19 protein-coding genes and 1 other annotated feature are annotated in these 23,090 nt (G+C 44.0%); of the genes, 6 read left to right on the top strand and 13 right to left on the bottom strand.

What is annotated here, in order from left to right; all coding sequences use genetic code 11:
- Positions 1-40: 40 nt before the first annotated feature.
- From AC5W14_RS15245 to dnaA, 13 genes are all read right to left on the bottom strand, one after another.
- Positions 41-502: an Lrp/AsnC family transcriptional regulator gene (locus AC5W14_RS15245; protein ID WP_496058196.1), complete on the bottom strand. Its 462-nt coding sequence runs from the start codon at positions 500-502 to the stop codon at positions 41-43.
- 348 nt (positions 503-850) lie between these two features.
- Complete coding sequence (gene serS / locus AC5W14_RS15240) at positions 851-2,131, bottom strand: serine--tRNA ligase (protein ID WP_496058195.1); 1,281 nt, start codon at positions 2,129-2,131, stop codon at positions 851-853.
- 61 nt (positions 2,132-2,192) lie between these two features.
- Positions 2,193-2,410: a binding site (T-box leader), on the bottom strand.
- Complete coding sequence (pdxT, locus tag AC5W14_RS15235) at positions 2,406-3,020, bottom strand: pyridoxal 5'-phosphate synthase glutaminase subunit PdxT (protein ID WP_496058194.1); 615 nt, start codon at positions 3,018-3,020, stop codon at positions 2,406-2,408. Its footprint overlaps the feature before it by 5 nt.
- 36 nt (positions 3,021-3,056) lie before the next feature.
- A complete protein-coding gene (gene pdxS / locus AC5W14_RS15230; protein WP_496058193.1) occupies positions 3,057-3,941 on the bottom strand; it encodes a pyridoxal 5'-phosphate synthase lyase subunit PdxS in 885 nt (294 codons plus the stop codon).
- A gap of 225 nt (positions 3,942-4,166) precedes the next feature.
- Entirely contained in the window at positions 4,167-5,468 is a 1,302-nt protein-coding gene (locus tag AC5W14_RS15225) for a serine hydrolase (protein WP_496058192.1), read from the bottom strand.
- A gap of 159 nt (positions 5,469-5,627) precedes the next feature.
- On the bottom strand, positions 5,628-7,085 hold the full coding sequence (gene guaB, locus AC5W14_RS15220; protein WP_496058191.1) for an IMP dehydrogenase: 1,458 nt from the start codon (positions 7,083-7,085) through the stop codon (positions 5,628-5,630).
- A gap of 245 nt (positions 7,086-7,330) precedes the next feature.
- Positions 7,331-9,892: a DNA gyrase subunit A gene (gene gyrA, locus AC5W14_RS15215; RefSeq protein WP_496058190.1), complete on the bottom strand. Its 2,562-nt coding sequence runs from the start codon at positions 9,890-9,892 to the stop codon at positions 7,331-7,333.
- Between the two features lie 59 nt (positions 9,893-9,951).
- On the bottom strand, positions 9,952-11,865 hold the full coding sequence (gyrB, locus tag AC5W14_RS15210) for a DNA topoisomerase (ATP-hydrolyzing) subunit B (protein WP_496058189.1): 1,914 nt from the start codon (positions 11,863-11,865) through the stop codon (positions 9,952-9,954).
- 50 nt (positions 11,866-11,915) lie between these two features.
- Entirely contained in the window at positions 11,916-12,179 is a 264-nt protein-coding gene (gene remB / locus AC5W14_RS15205; protein ID WP_496058188.1) for an extracellular matrix regulator RemB, read from the bottom strand.
- Positions 12,180-12,191: 12 nt separating this feature from the next.
- Positions 12,192-13,313 carry a DNA replication/repair protein RecF gene (gene recF, locus AC5W14_RS15200; protein ID WP_496058187.1) on the bottom strand — a complete coding sequence of 374 codons (1,122 nt, stop codon included), beginning with the start codon at positions 13,311-13,313 and terminating at the stop codon, positions 12,192-12,194.
- 10 nt (positions 13,314-13,323) lie between these two features.
- Complete coding sequence (gene yaaA, locus AC5W14_RS15195; protein ID WP_496058186.1) at positions 13,324-13,548, bottom strand: S4 domain-containing protein YaaA; 225 nt, start codon at positions 13,546-13,548, stop codon at positions 13,324-13,326.
- 164 nt (positions 13,549-13,712) lie between these two features.
- Complete coding sequence (gene dnaN / locus AC5W14_RS15190) at positions 13,713-14,855, bottom strand: DNA polymerase III subunit beta (protein ID WP_496194939.1); 1,143 nt, start codon at positions 14,853-14,855, stop codon at positions 13,713-13,715.
- A gap of 144 nt (positions 14,856-14,999) precedes the next feature.
- Positions 15,000-16,349, bottom strand: coding sequence for a chromosomal replication initiator protein DnaA (gene dnaA / locus AC5W14_RS15185; RefSeq protein WP_496194945.1), 1,350 nt, complete (start codon positions 16,347-16,349; stop codon positions 15,000-15,002).
- A gap of 790 nt (positions 16,350-17,139) precedes the next feature.
- On the opposite strand from dnaA, the gene rpmH reads away from it, so the two are divergent.
- The 6 genes from rpmH (at position 17,140) to mnmG (ending at position 23,067) form a co-directional block, all read left to right on the top strand.
- Entirely contained in the window at positions 17,140-17,277 is a 138-nt protein-coding gene (rpmH, locus tag AC5W14_RS15180; RefSeq protein ID WP_252313708.1) for a 50S ribosomal protein L34, read from the top strand.
- 187 nt (positions 17,278-17,464) lie between these two features.
- The gene (rnpA, locus tag AC5W14_RS15175) at positions 17,465-17,806 is read left to right on the top strand and encodes a ribonuclease P protein component (RefSeq protein WP_496058184.1); all 342 of its coding nucleotides are present in this window, start codon (positions 17,465-17,467) and stop codon (positions 17,804-17,806) included.
- A gap of 265 nt (positions 17,807-18,071) precedes the next feature.
- The gene (gene spoIIIJ, locus AC5W14_RS15170; RefSeq protein ID WP_496058183.1) at positions 18,072-18,878 is read left to right on the top strand and encodes a YidC family membrane integrase SpoIIIJ; all 807 of its coding nucleotides are present in this window, start codon (positions 18,072-18,074) and stop codon (positions 18,876-18,878) included.
- The gene (jag, locus tag AC5W14_RS15165) at positions 18,875-19,498 is read left to right on the top strand and encodes an RNA-binding cell elongation regulator Jag/EloR (RefSeq protein ID WP_496058182.1); all 624 of its coding nucleotides are present in this window, start codon (positions 18,875-18,877) and stop codon (positions 19,496-19,498) included. Before spoIIIJ ends, jag begins: the two co-directional genes overlap by 4 nt.
- A gap of 239 nt (positions 19,499-19,737) precedes the next feature.
- Positions 19,738-21,114 (top strand): tRNA uridine-5-carboxymethylaminomethyl(34) synthesis GTPase MnmE, encoded by a 1,377-nt coding sequence (mnmE, locus tag AC5W14_RS15160; RefSeq protein WP_496194938.1) that lies wholly within the window; start codon positions 19,738-19,740, stop codon positions 21,112-21,114.
- Positions 21,115-21,177: 63 nt separating this feature from the next.
- Positions 21,178-23,067, top strand: a complete 1,890-nt coding sequence (gene mnmG / locus AC5W14_RS15155) for a tRNA uridine-5-carboxymethylaminomethyl(34) synthesis enzyme MnmG (protein ID WP_496194937.1) — start codon at positions 21,178-21,180, stop codon at positions 23,065-23,067.
- Positions 23,068-23,090: the final 23 nt, after the last annotated feature.

The raw sequence follows: 23,090 nt of genomic DNA, 5'->3' as shown, positions 1-23,090 counted from the left end.
CCAATTTATTAAATTACTTCCGGTTTCCAGAAGAAACGATTCACGAATCTTCTGCTTGTATGTACGAAAAAGAATCCTTATACTGCTTCAGTTCTACGTTCACGTCAGCATTTAAAATTCCATCAATTTTAGCCAGTTCTTTGTTAACAAAATTCACTAAGTCCTCGTTACTCTTAAAATAAGCTTGTATAATCAGGTCATGTTTACCTGAAAATGCCCCGACAAACCTCACTTCCGGATGCTTCTGCAGACATCTTGCAATATCTTCCTGCGCCCCAAGCCTTGTTGAAAACCCGATAATCGCCTGGACCTCCAGCCCTACTTTGTTTGGATTGGTATGAATAATAAATTCAAATACACCGGCACTGAGCATTTTATTGATACGTGAACGAATCGTTCCTTCACTGCAGTTTAAATAGCGCGCTATTTCACTGTAAGATCTTTTTCCATTCTCCTGCAGATATCCGAGAATGGCCATATCCGTACTATCAAGCTGGCTCATTGGGCATCCCATCTTTTCTTTATGTATATTTCGCTGATTTCTTTGCTATTCGTTACGAAAAATGAAATAAATCGATGAAATATTGAGATAATTCGCAAGATTTTTTTATTTGATTAACGTTATTATAAGTACTATATAGAATATTTGCAATATTGTTTTTACATTTTTATTAAATTTAAATGACAGATTATCTATCAGAGTACGCTACGAAAATATCAAAGCTTCCTGTTAAATAATACATTGATAACGCTTACATTGCAATTTTTTTAAGAAATGGCTTGAAAAATTCGTAGAAAAAAACAGAGGAGTTGTTTTACTCCCCTGTTTCACCTTAAAAAAACTGGTAATTTACTTCGCTTGAATATGCGTTCTGCCACCCATGTAGCCTTGCAGCACTTTAGGAATACGGATAGAACCATCCTCCTGTTGATGATTCTCCATCAAAGCAGCTACCGTTCTTCCCACTGCTAATCCGGAACCATTGAGCGTGTGCACAAATTCCGTTTTGGCTTTTGGCTCCCGTTTGAATCGAATGTTGGCCCGACGAGCCTGAAAATCTTCAAAGTTACTGCAGGAAGAAATTTCTTTATAATCCTCATAGCTTGGCAGCCATACTTCGATATCGTATTTTTTGGCAGCCGTAAAGCCCAGGTCTGCGGTACACATGTTCAGCACGCGGTAAGGAAGCTCCAGATCCTGCAGAACCTTTTCAGCATGACCGGTTAAAAGCTCCAGCTGCTCGTAGGAGTCTTCCGGATGTACAAAGCGCACGAGTTCTACTTTATTAAACTGATGCTGACGGATAAGGCCTCTTGTATCCCTGCCGGCTGACCCTGCTTCTGAACGAAAGCACGCACTGTAGGCGGAATAGCCGAATGGCAGTTTCCATCCTTCGATAATTTCATCGCGGTGCATATTAGTGACCGGCACTTCGGCGGTAGGAATCAAAAAGTAGTCTTCTTCGCGGATGTTAAACGCGTCTTCTTCAAACTTTGGAAGCTGACCTGTTCCTGTCATGCTCTCCCGGTTAACCATGTAAGGAGGAATGACTTCTTCGTATTCATGCTTATCTGTGTGAAGGTCCATCATATAGGAAATCAAAGCCCGCTCTAATTTTGCACCGGCTCCTTTATAAAACACAAAGCGGCTGCCGGTTACTTTGGAAGCACGTTCAAAATCAAGCATGCCAAGCTCCACACCAAGATCCCAATGTGCTTTTACTGGAAATGAAAAAGAAGGAGCCTCTCCCCACGTACGAATTTCCTCGTTGTCTTCTTCGCTTTCTCCGATCGGAACGCTCTGATGGGGAATATTCGGAATCGTCAGCATCAGTTGTTGCAGGTCTTCTTCTACCGTACGGAGTTCCTCATCATATTTCTTCATATTTATGGACACATTTTTGGTTTCATCAATCAAATCCTGTGCATCTATGTTTTCCCGCTTACGTTTGGCTACTTCCTGGGACACTTCGTTTCGTTTCTTTTTTAATTCCTCCGTTTTTTGAATAAGGCTTCTTCGGCTTTCATCCAGCTCCAGAAAACGATCCAGTTCGTCAATGTTTTCTCCTCTTTTTTCCAGCTTTTTCTTCACTTCATCAAAATCTTTTCTTAGTTTTTTTACATCCAGCATGTTGCTGCCTCCTTTTATTTATTAATGGAATTTCAAACAAAAAACTCCCGCCCCTTTATAGAAAAGGGACGAGAGTTCACCCGCGTTGCCACCCAGATTGCAGCATAGCCTGCTGCCTCTTTGTTCATCAGCTTAACGGGGATGAGCCGGAAGAAGCTACTTTGCGTTCACTTCTCCACTCCGGATCGGATTCCTGAATAACCGGCACCTGCTTCCACCACTGCACAGGCTCTCTGTCTTCCGGTTGTATTCAATACTAGTATCCATCAATGCTTTATACAGGCCTGACCGTTTCCTGCGCCGGCCTTGTTTCTTTTGCTTCTTTAACCATTTTAACAAAAAATTGATGCAGACGGGAATCATCTGTTAATTCCGGATGAAATGAGCAGGCAAGCAGATGGTTCTGTTTAGCCGCTACGATTTCTCCTTCATACTCCGCCAGAATATCAACGGAGTCTCCCGTTTCAGAAATGAGCGGGGCCCGGATAAAAACAGCTTCTACATCATCAGCCACCTGATCGACGACAAGCGTTGTTTCAAAGCTTTCCCGCTGTCGTCCGAAAGCGTTTCGTTCCACTTTCATGTCCATCAATTGAAGATGGCCTTCTTCGTCTGAGCCTTCGATTCGTTCAGCCATAAGAATTAAGCCGGCACATGTACCGAAAATAGGCTTGCCCGCCTCTGCAAAATCACGAAGAGGCTGAAAAAAACCATATTTGTTTACTAAACGGCGCATGGTCGTACTTTCTCCTCCAGGAAATACAAGGCCGTCCAAGGCATCTAACTGCTCAACCCGTTTAATAATTACGACTTCTGTATTTGGAGCTTCCAGGCTTTTGACATGTTCCCGGACCGCTCCCTGTAAAGCAAGTACACCAATTTTCACCATTCCAGTATTCCTTCTTTCCAGCTTTATAGTAGCGGATTACCAGCCGCGGTCCTGCATACGCTCACCTGGAGCAAGTGTGGAAATTTCCAGGCCTTTCATTGCTTCTCCGATGTCTTTTGACACGCGTCCGATTAATTCATAGTCGTCGTAATGAGTAGTAGCTTCTACGATCGCACGGGCAAATTTCTCCGGCTGGTTGGATTTGAAAATGCCGGATCCAACGAATACACCGTCTGCTCCCAGCTGCATCATAAGCGCAGCGTCTGAAGGAGTAGCAATACCTCCTGCAGCGAAGTTCACGACCGGCAGACCTTTGTGTTCCTGAATTTGAACAAGAAGCTCATAAGGTGCTCCTAGATTCTTCGCTTCTGTCATCAGTTCGTCACGGGACATACCAACGACACGCTTTACCTGAGACTGAATCATTCTCATATGGCGTACAGCCTCGACAATATTTCCTGTGCCGGGCTCGCCTTTAGTACGAAGCATGGAGGCTCCTTCGCCTACACGACGCATTGCTTCTCCCAAATCTCTTGCTCCGCATACAAACGGAACGGTAAATTCGCTTTTATCCAAGTGATAGACCTCATCGGCCGGCGTTAATACTTCACTTTCATCGATATAATCTGCACCCAGTGCTTCAAGGACACGTGCCTCTACAATGTGGCCTATACGTGCTTTAGCCATGACAGGAATCGATACTGCTGCCATTACTTCTTCTACAATAGTAGGGTCAGCCATACGTGCTACGCCGCCTGCTGCACGGATATCAGAAGGCACGCGTTCGAGTGCCATAACGGCCACTGCTCCTGCTTCTTCTGCTATTTTAGCCTGTTCGGCGTTGATGACGTCCATGATAACGCCGCCTTTTTGCATTTCAGCCATACCTCTTTTTACGCGATCTGTTCCTTTATCTGCCATTATAATAATCCCTCCGCTGTATAATACTGCCTGGTTGTTAAACAGTTTATCTCTATTTATTACAAAGCTTCTCCTTTATTGCAGTCTTTCCTTAAAAAGGCAATAGGATAACTCTGTATTGCATCACTATTCCCATTGTATCACTGCTTCGCCAAGGAATAAAGACATTAGCACGGGCTTTCTGTAAAAAAGAAAAAGAAGAATATTTTAAAAAATATTCTTCTTTCAGTCTCCTGCATTATAACGAATGCTGTTCAATAAGCCGCCTACATTATCAAGAGCAGAAGATAACCAGGTGGCTTCCTCAATTGTTTCATCTGCAATAAGGGGAACACGATTCGGTATTCTCATGGAGTCCAGCAGGTACTCGCTGCCGACGCCGTTTGTTTGAAGACGAATGGTGCCTACTACATCACCTTTTTTAACTGGAGCCTGGAGATTTCCCTCTTCATCCACTTTTTCGGAATCAAGCATGGTATCTATTTGAGGTTCTTTTCCCCCTTCTTCCATGTAGGCCGAAATATTGTCTCCGGCCACTACAGCAGCTTCATCTCCTCTGCCTTTTGACACCGGAACGGTGCTGCTTCCCTGCAGGCTTTCGCCCTCTTCCACATACTTTTTCTCCGAAATCACATCAAATCCATAGTCATACAATTGAGCGGTTTCTGTGAAACGGGCGTCTCTGGAGTCGGTGCGCATAACAACAGAAATATACCGGCGTTCATCTCTTTCAATCGTTCCTGCGAAAGCATTGCCGGCCAAATTAGTAGAGCCGGTTTTTAACCCGTCTACTCCTTCGTATTCATGCTCGAATCCAGGCAGCATCCAATTCCAGTTTTCTATAGCGACTTCATCGTTTGTATCTTCTCCAAATACTATTTCTTCTTCAGAAGCAATCTCAAGAATTTCCGGATAATCATTAATTAAATAATACGCTAATATTGCGGTATCCCTGGCAGACATCATGTTTTCTTCGTCTGCTCCTGTACCGGACGGATGCTCCCCCGCCATCGAAGTATTATTCAGTCCGCTGGCGTTTACAAATTTATAGTCACTCATGCCCAGTTCTTCTGCTTTGGCATTCATCTCATCAACAAAGGCCCGCTCCGAACCGGCCAGATGTTCTGCCAAAGCTACAGTAGCGCCATTGGCAGAGTCTACAGCCATCACTTCGTATAGTTCTTCGACCGTATAGGTTTGTGATTCCCGCAGGGGAACGTTGGCCAATCCCGGTCTTATTGATAAAGCGGCCACTTTGCTGCTGATTTCAACTTCGTCTTCCCATTCTATGGTCTGTTCGTCTATGGCTTGATGGACTAAATATTCAGCCATCATTTTGGACATACTTGCAGGAGGCAGACTTGTATCAATATTGTCCTGATACACAATCTCTCCGGTCTCAGCATCTACTAAAATCGCAGCTTCTGCCTCTAAAGCAGGAGCTTCTGCTTCCACATCCATATGCAAGCCGGCCAGCATAATAATGGCTATAACTAGAGCCAGGCTGGATTTTAATAAGCTTTTCATAAATGTAACGCACCTCCGAAATATACTTCCGTTAGTTTATCACAGCCGCTTGTAAAAGAATAGACAACAAACTGTAACTAAACTCTAACATTTAGTTATTTCCATACAAAAAAACACTCAAGCAGGCTCGGCTTGAGTGTTTTTTTCTTAGCATCTGTATTACAGGCTGTAGTTTGGTGATTCTTTTGTAATCTGCACATCGTGCGGATGGCTCTCGCGCAGACCTGCGTTAGTAATGCGGATAAACTGTCCATTTTCCCGGAGGTCTTCCAAGGTAGCCGTGCCGCAGTAACCCATGCCGGCACGAATGCCGCCGATCAACTGATGGACCGTATCGGCAAGAGGTCCTTTATATGGTGTTCTTCCTTCGATGCCTTCCGGTACAAGCTTTTGGTTGTCTTCCTGGAAGTAGCGGTCCTTGCTGCCTTTCTCCATAGCAGCCATAGAACCCATCCCGCGGTAAACTTTAAACTGGCGGCCCTGGAAAATTTCGCGTTCTCCCGGACTTTCTGTTACACCGGCAAGCAGGCTGCCAAGCATTACTGCATGGCCTCCTGCGGCCAGCGCCTTAACGATATCTCCGGAATATTTAATGCCTCCGTCTGCAATAATCGGTACGTTATGCTTTTCTGCTTCTTCAGCGCAGTCAAAAATAGCAGTAATCTGTGGAACACCGACACCGGCAACGACCCGCGTCGTACAAATGGAGCCCGGACCGATTCCAACTTTTACAACGTCCGCACCCGCTTTGATTAAGTCACGCGTGCCACCTGCTGTCGCCACGTTTCCTGCTATTAAAATCACATCAGGGAATGCACTGCGGATTTCAGCGATTTTATCCAGTACGCCTTTGGAATGGCCGTGTGCCGTATCAATAACGAGGGCATCGACGCCTGCATTGACGAGTGCTTCCACCCGCTTTAACACATCCGCCGTTACGCCGACAGCCGCTCCGGCAAGAAGACGCCCGTGTTTGTCTTTAGCAGAATGAGGAAACTCGATAAGCTTTTCAATGTCTTTGATGGTAATTAAACCTTTTAATGTACCGTCTTTTTCCACAAGAGGAAGCTTTTCAATCCGATGCTGCTGAAGGATTTTCTCTGCTTCTTTTAATGTAGTGCCTACTGAAGCTGTTACAAGGTTTGTTTTTGTCATAACGTCTTCAATTTTAATAGAGTAGTCTTCAATAAAACGAAGATCGCGGTTGGTCAAAATACCAACAAGCTTCCTGCTTTCATCTACAATCGGCACGCCGGAAATACGGAATTTACTCATTAAATGTTCGGCATCAAATACCTGACGGTCTGCGGTTAGATAAAAAGGATCGGTAATAACGCCGCTTTCGGAACGTTTTACACGGTCTACCATTTCTGCCTGCTCTTCCATGGACATGTTCTTATGGATAATGCCAAGTCCGCCTTCTCGTGCAATCGCAATAGCCATTCCGGCCTCCGTTACGGTGTCCATTCCGGCACTGATAATAGGAAGGTTCAACGGAAGTTTGTCTGTTAATGACGTTTTCACGGAAACGTCCCGGGGGTGGATTTCTGAACGATCCGGGATTAAAAGCACGTCATCAAACGTTAACCCCTCTTTTCCAAATTTATCTTCACGCATATGATATTCATCCTTTCCGCCTGTAAATTTTATCGATCAATTCTAATCTAAAAATGCCCGTTTCTTGCTGGTGATTTACGATTTCCTCATATCTTATCATTTTTTTCTATGCTGTCACGACTAATATGCATATGTTTAAACATTCCGAAAACTGATAAGGCTTACTTTTCTAATAACAGGAAAATATCCCTTTTTTCACCGGTCTATATAAAAAGCAGCCCTGATAAAGGGCTGCCTGTTATGCATTATTCTTCAGGCTCTTCCGGGCCGTCATTGGTTGTATCATCGTTTTCGTTATCTGTTTCTGTCGGTTCCGTATCATCTGAAGAAAGCGGCTCGGCTGTTTCGCCTTCGAGCAGGGCGTCTTCCAGCAAAGCTTCTTCTTCAGGAGAATCTACAGGGGCTACGGTAGAAACGAGTTCTCCGTCGCCAAGGCGGATTAAACGGACACCCTGAGCATAGCGTCCCATCGTCGAAATACCTTCTACGCTCATCCGGATTAGTACCCCATGGGCCGTCATAATCATGATTTCCTGCTCTTCTCCAACACATCTCATCGCGATAAGCGTGCCATTTCGTTCCGTCAGGTTTGTCGCCTTCAGGCCTTTACCACCGCGGTGCTGCACCTTGAATTCACTGATTGGAGTACGTTTACCGTACCCTTTGTCTGTCACAACCAGTACATCACGGTCCTCGCTGGCGATATCCATGCCGACGATTTCATCCTCACCTGTTAGACTGATCGCTTTTACGCCGGAAGCGGTACGTCCCATCGCGCGGACGTCCTGTTCAAGAAAATGAATAGCCATGCCGTGCTTTGTTCCGAGAATAATATGGTCTTCTCCTTTTGTCAGCCTCACGCCGTAAAGCTCGTCATCTTCCCTGACGTTTATGGCAAACAAACCGCCTTTACGGATGTTGGAAAAAGCAGACAAAGGAGAACGCTTGGAGATTCCTTTCTTGGTCAGGAAGAACAGATACGTATCATCTGTAAATTCTTCCACCGGCATCACCGTACTAATGTATTCATCTTTTTCGATTTGAAGAAGGTTAATCGCCGGGATGCCTTTGGCAGTCCGGGACAGTTCCGGTATTTCGTAAGCTTTCAACCGGTAGGCTTTTCCTTTGTTCGTAAAGAAAAGAATCGTCTGGTGGGAACCTGTGGTAAACAAATGCTCCACGAAATCCTCATCATTGGTTCCCATTCCCTGTACGCCGCGTCCGCCGCGTTTCTGGCTGCGGTAGGTGCTGCTGAGCATCCGCTTTAGATAGCCATTGTGGGTAATGGTAATAACCACATTTTGTCGTGGAATAAGGTCTTCATCTTCAATCTGGTTTTCCCCTGCTTCGATGCCGGTACGGCGTTTATCATTAAAACGCTCTTTTACATCCTGCAGTTCTTCCCGGATGATCTCGAGAACCTTTTCTTCACTGTCTAGAATCGCTTTAAGTTCGTTAATGCGCTCTAACAGCTCCTGGTATTCGTTTTCAATCTTGTCGCGCTCCAGGCCGGTCAAACGCTGCAGTCTCATATCAAGAATAGCCTGGGCCTGCTCATAGCTGAGCCCGTATTCTTCCATAAGACCGTTTCTGGCCGCATCTGTCGTCTGGGAGCCGCGGATCAATGCAATAATTTTATCAATATGATCCAGTGCAATCCGTAGACCTTCCAGAATATGAGCTCTTGCTTCGGCTTTTTTCAGTTCAAAAGCCGTACGTCGCTTAATTACTACTTTTTGATGTTCCAAATAGTGATAAAGCATTTCTTTTAGATTGAGTACTTTCGGCTGGCCGTCTACTAGAGCCAGCATGTTAATACCAAAGCTCGTCTGCAGGGAGGTCTGCTTGTATAAGTTATTTAAAAGAACATTGGCATTGGCGTCTCTTCTGACTTCAATGACAATTCTCATGCCGTTCCGGTCAGATTCATCACGCAGATCCGTAATGCCTTCGATCTTTTTATCACGGGCCAATTCGGCAATTTTTTCAATCAGACGGGCTTTATTGACCTGATAGGGAAGCTGATCCACAATAATCGTCTGCTTGCCGTTTTTCTGCTCTATAATCTCCGCTTTTGAGCGGATAATAATAGAACCGCGGCCGGTCTGATATGCACGTTTAATACCGAGGCGTCCCATAATCGAGGCACCTGTCGGAAAGTCCGGCCCTGGAATATATTCCATAAGTTCCGGGATTGTAATATCCGGATTGTCAGCTACGGCAAGCACGCCGTCAATGACCTCTCCAAGCTGGTGGGGAGGAATATTCGTTGCCATTCCCACTGCAATCCCGGAAGCTCCATTTACAAGAAGGTTAGGAAAACGGGCCGGAAGGACCATCGGCTCTCTTTCGTTCCCATCATAGTTTTCCTGAAAATCAATCGTGTCCTTGTTTAAGTCGCGCACCAATTCCATGGAGATCTTGGCCAGGCGTGCTTCCGTATAACGCATTGCAGCTGCGGCATCTCCATCTACTGAACCAAAGTTACCGTGCCCGCTTATCAACATATTGCGATAGCTGAAATCCTGCGCCATCCGCACCATCGTTTCATACACCGCAGAATCACCGTGTGGATGGTACTTACCAATAACTTCTCCGACAATACGTGCGGATTTCTTAAAAGGTTTATCCGGCGTCATGCCGAGTTCGTTCATTGCATACAAAATACGCCGGTGAACCGGCTTCATTCCATCTCTAACATCTGGAAGAGCACGGCTTACGATAACGCTCATCGCGTAATCCAGGAAAGAGGTTCTCATTTCCTGGCCGATATTTATGCCTGTTACTCTTGATTCATTCTCTGCCAATGTTGTAACCTCCTGTTTCAAGCCGTTCTAATTCCTGATTATGACCCCGCCGGGCGCTGTTAAATGTCCAGGTTTTTTACGTAATGGGCATTTGCCTGAATAAAGTCACGGCGCGGCTCCACCCGCTCTCCCATTAACATTTCAAACACTTCATCTGCCTTCATTGCATCTTCTAATTCCACCTGCAGCAGGGCACGGCCCTCGGGATCCATCGTAGTCTCCCAAAGCTGATCCGGATTCATCTCGCCGAGACCCTTATAGCGCTGCACACCCGGTTTTGGATGGGCCGAAAGCTCAGAAAAGATCTGGTCTCTTTCTTTTTCATCAAAAGCATAACGGATTGTCTTTCCCTGTTTCACCTGATACAAAGGAGGCTGGGCGATATAAATATAGCCTCTTTCAATCAAAGGCCTCATATAGCGGTAGAAAAACGTTAGGATCAACGTCCGAATGTGCGCCCCGTCCACGTCCGCATCCGTCATAATAATGATGCGGTGGTATCTTGCTTTTTCAATATCGAACTCTTCTCCAATGCCCGTACCGAGTGCGGTAATAATCGTACGGATTTCATTGTTTCCAAGAATTTTATCCAGTCGTGCTTTTTCTACGTTAATAATTTTCCCGCGGAGCGGCAGAATCGCCTGGAAATGACGATCGCGTCCCTGCTTGGCTGAGCCTCCGGCAGAATCCCCCTCTACGATGTAGATTTCACTGATTGAAGCGTCCTTGGATGAACAGTCGGCAAGCTTACCAGGTAAAGAACTAACTTCCAGGGCACTTTTTCTTCTTGTTAATTCACGGGCTTTTTTGGCTGCATCTCTTGCTCTTGAAGCCATGAGACCTTTATCTACAATTTTGCGGGCCGTATCCGGGTTTTCAGCGAGAAAGCGGGAAAAGTGTTCGCTGAACAATGAATCAGTAACCGTACGGACTTCGCTGTTGCCAAGCTTTGTTTTCGTCTGGCCTTCAAACTGCGGGTCCGGTATTTTTACAGAGATAATAGCTGTCAGGCCTTCTCTGACATCGTCTCCGACTAAGTTAGGATCACTTTCTTTAAATAGATTATTTCGTCTTGCATAATCGTTTATTACCCTTGTGAGTCCTGTCTTAAAGCCGGACTCGTGCGTTCCGCCTTCGTGGGTGTTGATGTTATTGGCAAAGGAATAAATGTTGCTCGTATAACTATCGTTATACTGCACGGCAATTTCTATTTTTGTTCCATCTCTATCGGCTTCAATAAAAATCGGCTCTCCGTGGAGTGCTTCTTTCTGGCGGTTTAAATATTCCACAAAGGAGGCAATCCCGCCTTCATAGTGATACTCTACTTCTTTTCCATCTTCCCGTTCGTCTTTCAGGGAAATGCGGAGTCCCTTATTTAGAAAAGCGATCTCACGCAGACGGGTTGCCAGAATTTCATAATCAAATACGGTTACTTCTGTAAAAATATCAGCATCCGGTTTGAAATGAATCTTCGTTCCGGTAACGTCTGTATCTCCTACCATCTTCAGATCCTGCTGAGGTATACCTCTGCGGTATGTCTGCTGATAGACGTGATCCTCACGATGAACTTCAATTTCCAATATCTCTGACAGCGCATTTACTACAGAAGCCCCGACGCCGTGAAGGCCACCTGACACTTTATAGCCGCCGCCGCCGAATTTACCGCCTGCGTGCAGGACAGTCATAATGACTTCTACAGCTGGACGTCCCATTTTTTCATGGTTTCCGACCGGAATGCCGCGTCCGTTATCCTGGACGGTAATGCTGTTGTCTTTTTCAATGACAATGGAAATGTAGTCACAATAACCACCCATTGCTTCATCAATGCTGTTATCGACAATTTCCCACACAAGGTGGTGAAGTCCTCTGGAACTAGTTGAGCCAATGTACATGCCGGGACGTTTTCTAACTGCCTCCAGGCCTTCGAGGACCTGAATCTGGCTTTCATCATATGAGTTTGGATCCATTGCCAATTACATTCACCTTCTCTTCCATTACCATATTCCAAATGTATGCCTGTCTGTTATTCTTCGCTGAAATCTTCTATTTCTGAAATGACCTGCGCCCGACGCTTCAATGTTAAAGAAGAAATGGGAGATAAGTACACTTTGTCATGCGTAACCACTACTGATTTCGTATAATCCTCTGCAATTTCCACCACCTGGCTGTTTTGCCGGGCGTCCATAAAACGGGCGGTGTCTTTTGAAGAGGCATGGGAAGTTTCATCGAGAATAGCGACTACATCTTTTGACCGGATAATCATATCCCCGCCCAAATGAATAAACATATGCCTTCCTCCCTACTCTGCTGGTGTCAGCAGGCCGTTGCCTGCATGAAATGTTGAAGCTTTCTTTAGCGTTTCGTGTTCAATGCCGTCAATACTCGTCGTTGTGACAAACGTCTGTACTTTTCCCTGAATTGCATGGAGCAGATGGGACTGTCTGAAATGATCAAGTTCTGAGAGAACATCATCAAGAAGCAGAATCGGATACTCTCCAATGTTGTCATGGATAAGTTCAATTTCTGCCAGTTTCAACGACAGGGCTGCTGTCCGCTGCTGCCCCTGCGAACCATACGTCTGTGCTTCTTTGCCATTTATTTTTAAAATAAGTTCATCACGGTGAGGACCGACCAGAGATATGCCGCGTCTTATTTCACGATCCGCGGCTTTTTCAAAGGCCTGATGGAGAGCAGTAGAGATCGCTTTTTCATCCATCCCCTCTTCTACTTCTGCAGACGAACTGTATTCAATATCAAGCTTTTCCATCTGCCGGCTGATCTGCCAGTGAATATCCTGAGCCCAGGTACGCAGCATCTTTAAAAAAGAAAAACGCCTTCCGATAACTTTAGAGGCCGTTTGAACAAGCTGGTCTGTCAGCACCTGAAGCATCATATCTTGTTCTTTTGTAGCAGAGGGAAAGATGTCTTTAAGCAGCTGATTTCTTTGTTTGAGTATTTTCTGGTAAATACCAAGATCATGAAGGTAGACCGAACTGATCTGGCCTATTTCCATATCGAGGAAGCGTCTTCTCAGGTTGGGACCGCCCTTAACGAGGGATAAATCTTCCGGAGCAAACATAACAACATTGCAGGAGCCAATATACTGGCTCAGCTTTTTCTGCTCCAGCCCATTCACTTTTGCTTTTTTGCCTTTTTCCGACAAAATCACCTGAAGGGAAGCAGGTCCGTTTTTCTTTGTAACTTCCGCGCTGATTCTGGCGAACTCCTGATCCCACTGAATTAGTTCCTTATCTTTGGAGGTTCGATGTGACTTAGCAAATGCAAGCACATGAATGGCTTCCATAAAGTTTGTTTTCCCCTGCGCATTTTCTCCAAGTATAACATTTATTTCATTTTCAACCGGGAGGGTCAGCTGGTTGTAATTACGATACTGCTTCAAAGAAATTTCGTTTATATGCAATCTCTTTTCCTCAATTAGAGCTGGAAGCTATTTCAAAAACTCCAGCGCCTTCAATTTCAACCACATCACCGGGATACAGCTTACGGCCTCTGCGCTGATCCTGTTCTTTGTTAACAAAGACGGTATACTCCAGCAGAAAAATCTTCGCCATACCGCCGGTATCAATGACTCCGGCTTCTTTTAAAAGCTGTCCGAGCGTTATATATTCTTTCGTTATTTCAATCGAATTATTCATATACCGGGCCTCCTATGCCAAAAATGAAATGACATACTATATCATCTTATATTTTACTAAATTTCCGTCTATAAAGCCAATATGAAATCGACGCTTACATACTTGATGCTGCGCTCTTTCATCAGAAAAGCCCCTGGCTTTTTCAACCCAGAGGCATGTGTGTTTTAGTAGGTTCTTACAGGAGAAAATAAATGCAGCATTTGATCATGATCTGTCGGCTGGACAGTAAAAGGACTCATCGCTCCAGTAAAGCGGATCTTGATAGTTTCGCTGTCGATTACTTTCAGCGCGTCCATAATGTTTTTGCCGTTAAACGAAATGCGCAGTTCTTCTCCCTCCATTGTATCACATGAAATCTTTTCTGTTACTTTCCCAACCTCTGCGGATACAGAGCTTACTTCTATTTCGTTGTTCTCCATTGTTTTTAAGTTAATCACATTGTTTTTTGCCTCTCTTGAAAGAAGCAGCGCACGTTCGAGTGAAGACAAAAGTTCTTTCGTCCGAAGCACAAGTTCTGTTTTAGCGTGATCAGGAATCATGTTTTTCGTAACCGGGTATTTGCCGTCCAGAAGTCTGGAGAAAAACAGGAGATTTTCAAATTTAAATAACACTTGGCTTTCCGTAACGATAATATCCACTAGTTCGGCAGAATCTTCGAGTACTTTGTTTAATTCGTTCAGGCTTTTTCCTGGAATGACCACATTCGATAACGACATGGCACCGGTTTTTGTTTCTACTGCCGCCTTACGCATGGCAAGCCTGTGGCTGTCTGTTGCAGTACAGATTAATTCAGATTCTTCGCCTTCGAGGTTTACACCTGTCAACACGGGGCGTGTTTCCTGAGTGGACACGGCAAATACGGTCTGCCGCACCATATCTTTAAGCAGGTTCTGCGGCATTTGAAAATGATTGTCTTCATCAAGCTGTGGAAGTCTCGGGTATTCTTCCGGATCAAGCCCGTTAAGATTAAAAACAACGCTGCCTGAACGAAGAGTTGTGGCAAATTGATCCTGAACCGCGACTTCAATCTCTTCTCCCGGAAGCTTTTTAACAATTTCAGCAAAAAAACGGGCCTGTAGTACAATGCTTCCCTCTTCTTTTATCGTTACATACTCTTTTTCTTCGTCGCTGGCAGGTATAAAAGTCTCTATGGAAATATCTGAGTCGCTTCCTGTCAATGTTACTCCGTAATTAGTCGCTTCTATCTTGATTCCTGTAAGGATTGGAATGGTTGTTCTGGAAGAGACAGCCTTGTTAACGTGCTGAACACTGTGAACGAAAGCATCTCGTTGAATTGTAAAATGCATAGGTAGACTCCTTTATTATATATTTTAATAATTTATAGTCGTAGTAGTAGGGGCTGTGGATAGTGTGGATAAGTTAAGCAACCCCAATTATACCGGGGTTATCCACATGTGGACGGATTGTTGACAACTAAAATGTTATCCTCACTACGCTTTGAGCTGATCCATAAGCTCTTTAAGCTGCTTTTGAAAATCGCTGTCTGAATGAACCAGTTTAGAGATTTTTTCGTGCGCATGAATAACTGTTGTATGGTCGCGTCCTCCAAATTCTTCTCCAATTTTAGGCAGCGAAAACTCGGTCATTTCCCGGGACAAATACATTGCAATCTGCCTTGGAAACGCGATAACCTTTGTTCGTTTTTTTGCTTTCAACTCTTGAGGCTGCAGGCTGTACTGGCTTGCAACGAGCCGCTGAATATCATCAATTGTTACTTTCTTTGGTTTGCTGTTTGGAATAATATCTTTTAATGCTTCTGCTGCAAGATCAGCATTCATGTCCTGATTGATTAAGGACGAATAGGCTACGACCCGGATTAAAGCACCTTCGAGCTCCCGGATGTTTGTGTCTATCTGGTTGGCGATATAAAGCATGACTTCGTTTGGTATATCAAGCTTTTCTGCTTTTGCTTTTTTTCGGAGAATAGCAATTCTTGTTTCCAGATCAGGCGGCGTAATATCGGTAATCAGTCCCCATTCAAACCTGGAACGCAGCCGGTCTTCCAATGTAGGGATCTCTTTAGGCGGCCGGTCACTGGAAATAACGATTTGCTTGGATTCCTCATGAAGGGCATTAAACGTATGGAAAAACTCTTCCTGGGTCTGTTCTTTTCCTGCTAAAAATTGAATATCATCGATTAACAGCACGTCCACATTTCTGTATTTGTTCCGAAAGTTCACCGTTTTATTATCCCGAATGGAGTTAATAAACTCATTGGTGAATTTCTCTGAAGATAAATATACGACTCTGGCGTTTGGATTATGATCGATCACGTAATGTCCGATTGCATGCATTAAGTGGGTTTTGCCAAGTCCGACTCCCCCGTAAATAAACAGTGGATTATACGCTTTTGCCGGCGCTTCCGCTACGGCGAGCGAAGCTGCGTGGGCAAAACGGTTCCCGGAGCCGATAACAAATGTATCAAAAGAATATTTATCGTTAAGCATACTTTTAGGTACATTTTCCGAACTGTCTTCTTTTTCTCTTTTAGCATTCGGCGTGGCCGGGACCGTAAATTCATCAGTGTTTTCCGCTTCAGGAATAATGAACTTTACATCTAGTTCCGAACCAGTCAGATCATTTAATGTATCGGATATTAAAGAAGAATAGCGGTTTTCAAGCCAGTCACGGGCAAACTCATTTGGTGCAGTAACGACGATCGTATCATCGTATAATTCCGAAGCCCTGGTTGCTTTCAGCCATGTTTCGTAGCTTGGCTTGCTTACTTTTTCCTTCATAATTTCAAGCGTTTGGTTCCATAGGTCGTTAATATTTTCCAGCACTCTCTTACCCTCCTTTTCGTATCTCTTTATTACTTTATTTATTACATAAGCGGATAAAAAAAACTCGGTTCACCACCGAGTCTGGTGTATCCATCTATTTTTTTTACATGCCGGTCCCATAGTACACGGTAAAACTATTCAATGCCACCAATGAAAAAAATTTAATAGCAGTTAAACCTATGTATAAGGAATAATTCGTATAGTTTTCTTAAAAAGGGTTCTTGATAAGAAGTGGATAACAACTAGTATAGTACATAATCATCTTATCCACATGAGTCTTTTTTATGTGGAAAAACTATTCAGAGCCTGTGGAAAGTTATGCACAAAGTTATCAACAGGTGTGGATAAGTATTTTACTTCACAAAGTTATCCAGAGGAAAACATAACTATCATATCAAAAATAAAAAGCGAAAACAACGGACTTTTTAATAGTTATCCACATAATCAATAACTTGTGGGTAACACTTGTCCACACTACTATATTGTGTGTATATCCTGTATGTAACTCTATGAAAAGGTAAAATTGCTGCGGAAAAGTTATCCACACTACTTTTTTTGTTTCGGGACTTCTATTATTTTTTTGACCGGATGCTTCATTAAAAGATTGCTATTGACAGATGCCCCTGTTTCTCTATATAATTTTACGGGAATGTGCAAGAGATTATATTTCAGTAAAGTAACCTTTCGGCTTAAGCAATCGAATTGATTCTTTGAGAATATAAAGGCTGGGATATAGAAGAAACAAAGCACAACAGAACGATAAATTACTCACCAGGAGGTGCTAAGAATGGGAAAACCAACGTTTAATCCAAATAACCGTAAGCGCAAAAAGAATCATGGCTTCCGTACAAGAATGAGTACAAAAAACGGCCGTCACATCATTAAAAACCGCCGTCGTAAAGGAAGAAAAGTACTATCTGCCTAAGGCCACTGATATTGACAGTGGTCTTTTTTTACTTTTCCTTACAGGCAAGCCACCAGCACGTCCTGATCAAGTAAGCTGCAGGGCGGCTGTGCAGTCCTGTAAGGGCTTGTTTCTCAAGCAAGCAAGGCAGCTTTGCTGCTAATTAAGCATATGGTCTGTTGAAGGCTCTGGCGGAGGTGCCGCTGTTTTGAAAAGAAAGCACAAATTAAAAAAGAATCATGAGTTCAGCATGGTCTTTGATAAAGGATCGTCATATGCGAACCGCCAGTTTGTTCTGTATGTTCTCAAGAAGCCTGCCCAGTCTGAATACCGCGTAGGTGTTACCGTAAGCCGCAAACTCGGTAACGCGGTCACTAGAAACAGAATGAAACGCCTTCTTAGAGAAGTATTAAAAGAACTGGATGATTTTCTTGATCCAAAAAAAGATTATGTTATTATCGCTCGTAAGCCGGCTTTAGAAATGGAATATGAAGAATTAAAGAAAAGCTTTAAACATGTATTGCGAAAAAGCGGCAGCCGGTCTTCCTAAAACAGGAAGCAGGCTTTTCTTTCTTTATCTTTTTATATTCGCTAAAATGGTTAAGGGCTCTTTTTTTTGGGAAAAGCGAACGCTTACTTATATATTTCAATATTTTACCATTATAATTGTATATATTCAGCAGTAAAACAAACTATACATACAAATTTTTAATTTAATGGAATTATTTGTAATTTAATAACTTCCCTTTTTCTTAAATAAGGCCCGGCAGTATTACACTATATTGAAGATGTTTTTTATCAAGGAGGAAGCGTTAGTGCGAAAGAAATTAGGTTTAGTGGCAATGCTTGTTGCTGTAATGACTGTCATGGCAGGTTGTTTTGACGTAAATCAGCCAATTGACGCGGACAGTGAAGGTATTTGGAATTCGTATTTTGTTTATCCATTATCGTGGTTAATTATTTATATCGCAGAGGCATTGGGAGAAAGCTACGGCATGTCCATCATTGTTGTAACGATTATGCTTCGTATTCTGATTCTTCCTTTAATGATCAAACAGACAAAAAGCGCAAAAGCGATGCAGGAAGTGCAGCCTGAGCTTGTAAAGCTGAGAGAAAAGTATTCAGCGAAGGACCAGAAGACGCAGCAGGAGCTGCAGCAGGCGACGATGAAATTGTTCCAGTCCAAAGGAATTAATCCGTTGGCCGGTTGTCTTCCAATTTTCATTCAAATGCCTATTCTTATCGCTTTCTACCACGCTATTATGCGGACGAGAGAGATTGGTACACACGAATTTCTATGGTTCCAGCTTGGTCAGCCTGACTATATACTTCCGATCATTGCAGGTGTTACTACATTCATTCAACAAAAAATGATGATGGTTTCAGATAACCCGCAAATGAAAATGCTTATGTATATGATGCCGTTTATGATTGGTGGATTTGCCTTCTTCTTCCCATCTGCCCTGGCACTTTACTGGGTTATTGGTAACCTGTTTATGATTATCCAGACATATTTCATTACAGGACCTGGTGCAAGAAACAAACGTGATGCAAAAACAGCAGATGGGGTCAGCGAAGGCGGACCGAAAGAACCTAAAGCTGGAGGAGTGAAGAAGAAGTGAAAACAGTAACAGTATCCGGAAAAACAATAGAAGAAGCGAAAGCTAACGCACTATTGGAATTGAGTATTGAAGAAGATCAGCTTGAATATGAACTTGTACAAGTGCCGGTAAAGGGATTTCTGGGGTTATTCAAAGGAAAACCCGCTATTATTGAAGCGAAGATAAAGCAGGACCCGACGAAAGAAGCGGCTGCTTTTCTTACTCAGGTGTTAAAAGAGATGGGTACGAAAGCTGAAATAGTAATTACAGAAAAGAAAAAAGAAGTTCTTTTTGATATTCAAGGCGAAGATCTTGGTGTATTAATTGGAAAACGCGGGAAAACGCTTGATTCACTTGAATATCTGGTGAATTTAGCAGCGAATCGTTATTCTGATAAGTATTCCCGTATCACGCTGGATGCCGAAAACTACCGGGAACGACGCCGTGAGGCGCTCCATCAGCTGGCAGCGAGACTTGCTGACAAAGCCCGGAAAACAAAGCGGAAAGTAGTACTGGAGCCTATGAGTTCACGGGAACGAAAAATCATTCACGCAGCGCTTCAAAACGAAAAAGATATTGAAACAGCTTCCGAGGGAAAAGAACCTCACCGCTACGTAGCTATCTTCCTTTCGAAAAAGTAAAAGCGTCTTTCTTAATACTCAATACGGATATTATTACGATGAGCCATTCCTGATAAGCAGGAGTGGCTTTTTTGTGTATAAAAAGAAGGAAAGGAGATAAAGGCAGGGTAGTTATCCACATGTGGATAATCAATGCTTTCCGAAAACTCATTCCTATGCTATTCTATTTAGTTAGGAATACAAAACTAGATGAAATAATGTAAGCAAACTATTATTCATTCTGAGGAGCGAGAGTTAGAATGGAATTTGATACAATAGCCGCTATTTCCACTCCCGTCGGCGAAGGAGCTATTGCCATCGTCCGATTGAGCGGTGAGCAGGCTTTTTCTATTGCTGATACACTGTATAAAGGAAAGAAAAGAGTACAGGAGGCAGAGACCCATACGATTCACTATGGCCACATCATGGATCCACAGACAAATGAAACGGTGGAAGAAGTCATGGTGTCTGTGCTTCAAGCTCCCCGGACATTTACAAGAGAAGATATTATAGAAATAAACTGCCACGGCGGACTGGTCTCGGTTAACCGGGTTCTGGACCTGGTACTCAGTGCCGGCGCAAGGCTGGCTGAACCTGGGGAATTCACGAAACGGGCTTTTCTTAATGGGAGAATTGATCTTTCCCAGGCAGAGGGTGTCATGGATCTGATCCGGGCTAAAACCGATAAAGCGATGCATGCAGCCGTGAAGCAGGTGGAAGGCCGATTTTCGGAAAGGGTGAGACGCCTGCGCCGGGAACTGCTGGAAACGGTAGCTCATGTGGAGGTTAATATTGACTACCCTGAATTTGATGCGGAATCAGTAACGCTCGACAATTTAAAGAAACACACGTCGCATGTAAGAGATGAAGTGAATCAGCTGCTCTCTACGGCCAAGCAGGGGAAAATTCTGCGCGAAGGGCTGGGCACTGCAATCATCGGGCGTCCCAACGTTGGAAAATCCTCTTTAATGAACAGCCTGATTCATGAAAATAGAGCTATTGTTACCGACATCCCCGGTACAACCCGGGATGTCCTGGAAGAATACGTAAATATACGCGGTGTTCCGCTGCGTCTTATTGATACTGCCGGTATTCGGGATACAGAAGACATCGTAGAAAAAATCGGCGTAGAACGCTCCAGAAAAGCTCTGCAGGAAGCTGAACTGATCCTGCTGGTGCTCAACAGTGCGGAAGTACTGTCTGTGGAAGACGAAGCGCTGTTTAAAGCAATACACGGACTGAATGCGGTCATTCTTTTAAACAAAACAGACCTGGACAAAAAAATAGATGAAGACCGCGTACGGGAACTGGCTTCCGGACGGCCTGTTATTGCAGCTTCTTTATTAAAAGACGAAGGCATTGATGAGCTGGAGCAGGCAGTATCGAGCCTCTTTTTTGACGAAGGTATTGAAGGATCGGATTTAAGTTATATTTCCAATGCCAGACACGTTGGTCTGCTGAACCAGACCAGACAAATCCTCGAAGATGCCCTGGAAGCCGTTGAAATGGGAGTTCCTGTCGACATGATCCAAATTGATATTACGAGAGCATGGGAAATGCTTGGTGAAATTATTGGTGAAAATGTGCATGATGGCCTTATTGATCAGCTTTTTTCTCAATTTTGTTTAGGAAAATAAATAGAAAAATAATAATTAAATTACTTTTTTTTCCATATTTAACTATTATAAGGAGGCACATGAATGAATTATGAAGGCGGTACGTATGACGTTATAGTCATCGGAGCCGGGCATGCAGGAGTTGAAGCCGGACTTGCAGCAGCTCGTTCAGGCTCAAAAACACTCATGCTTACATTGAATCTCGACGCTGTTGCTTTTATGCCTTGTAATCCCTCAGTGGGAGGCCCTGCAAAAGGAATAGTCGTACGTGAATTAGATGCTCTTGGCGGAGAGATGGCAAAAAATATCGACAAAACGCATATTCAAATGAAAATGCTCAATACAGGAAAAGGGCCTGCTGTACGCGCTCTTAGAGCCCAGGCCGATAAATTTATGTATCAGCATGAAATGAAAAAGACAATCGAAGAACAGGAAAACCTTACCCTGCGCCAGGGACTGGTGGAGAAATTGATTGTGGAAAATAATGTATGTAAAGGGGTAGTGACGAACACTGGAGCGGAATATACAAGCAGTACCGTCGTTATTACAACCGGCACGTACCTGCGCGGAAAAATTATTCTGGGAGAACTGGCTTATGAAAGCGGACCGAACAACATGCAGCCCTCGGTTCAGCTGTCTCATGAACTAAAGGCTCTCGGCTTTGAACTGGTCCGTTTTAAAACGGGAACCCCGCCGCGTGTGAACGGCAACAGCATCGACTACAGCAAAACAGAAATTCAGCCGGGAGATGATCAGCCCCGTGCTTTTTCTTATGAAACGACCAAGTTTATTACCGATCAGCTTCCCTGCTGGCTGACGTATACAGGAGAAGCGACCCATCAGATTATTAACGATAATTTGTCCCGTTCTCCTATGTATTCCGGCATGATTGAAGGAACCGGACCAAGGTACTGTCCGTCCATCGAAGATAAAATTGTCCGCTTTAACGATAAGCCGAAGCACCAGATTTTCTTAGAACCGGAAGGTAGAAATACGACAGAAGTATATGTACAGGGACTGTCGACCAGCCTGCCGGAAGACGTGCAGTTCAAGATTCTGCAGTCTATTCCTGGTCTGGAAAACGTCAAGATGATGCGTCCGGGCTACGCTATTGAGTATGATGCGATGGTTCCGACACAGTTATGGCCTACACTGGAAACGAAAAAAGTAGAAAATTTATTTACTGCCGGACAGATCAACGGAACATCCGGGTACGAAGAGGCTGCAGGACAGGGCCTGATGGCTGGAATGAACGCTTCTCTTAAAGCCCAGGGCAAAGAACAGGTGATTTTGGATCGTTCAGATGCCTACATTGGTGTAATGATTGATGATCTGGTTACGAAAGGCACCAATGAACCCTACCGCTTGTTAACGTCAAGAGCAGAATACCGTCTGCTTCTGCGCCACGATAACGCTGACCTCCGGCTGACAGAAATCGGCTATCAGGCAGGTATGATCGAGCAGGAGCGCTATGACCGTTTTCTATCGAAGAAAGAAGCCATTGAGCAGGAAAAACAGCGGATGAAAAAAGCCAGCATCCAGCCGAGTCCTGAACTCGAGGAAATGCTCGCTTCAAAAAATTCGTCTATTATTAAAGAGACGGCGACAGCGATGCACCTGTTGAAACGTCCGGAGCTTGGATACGACGATATTTTTCCATTTACCGGCTTTACAAGCCGTGTCACTCCGGATGTAGCCGAACAGGTTGAAATTCAGACAAAGTACGAAGGCTACATTTCCAAACAGCTTGATCAAGTTAATAAAATGAAAAAAATGGAAATGAAGAAAATACCGGAAAATCTGGACTACAGTGTTATCAGCAGCATTGCGACCGAAGCACGTCAAAAGCTGACAGAAGTGAAACCATTATCTGTCGGACAGGCGTCAAGGGTGTCAGGAGTGAATCCCGCAGATATTTCGATTCTTCTTGTTTATCTGGAGCAGGGAAAGCTTGCCAGAGTAGGGGAAGCTTAAAGGAAGCTGAGCGAGCGTCCGTT

This window comes from Sinobaca sp. TMA16-18 (assembly GCF_059510535.1).
This window is presented reverse-complemented; position numbering and strand designations above follow the sequence as displayed.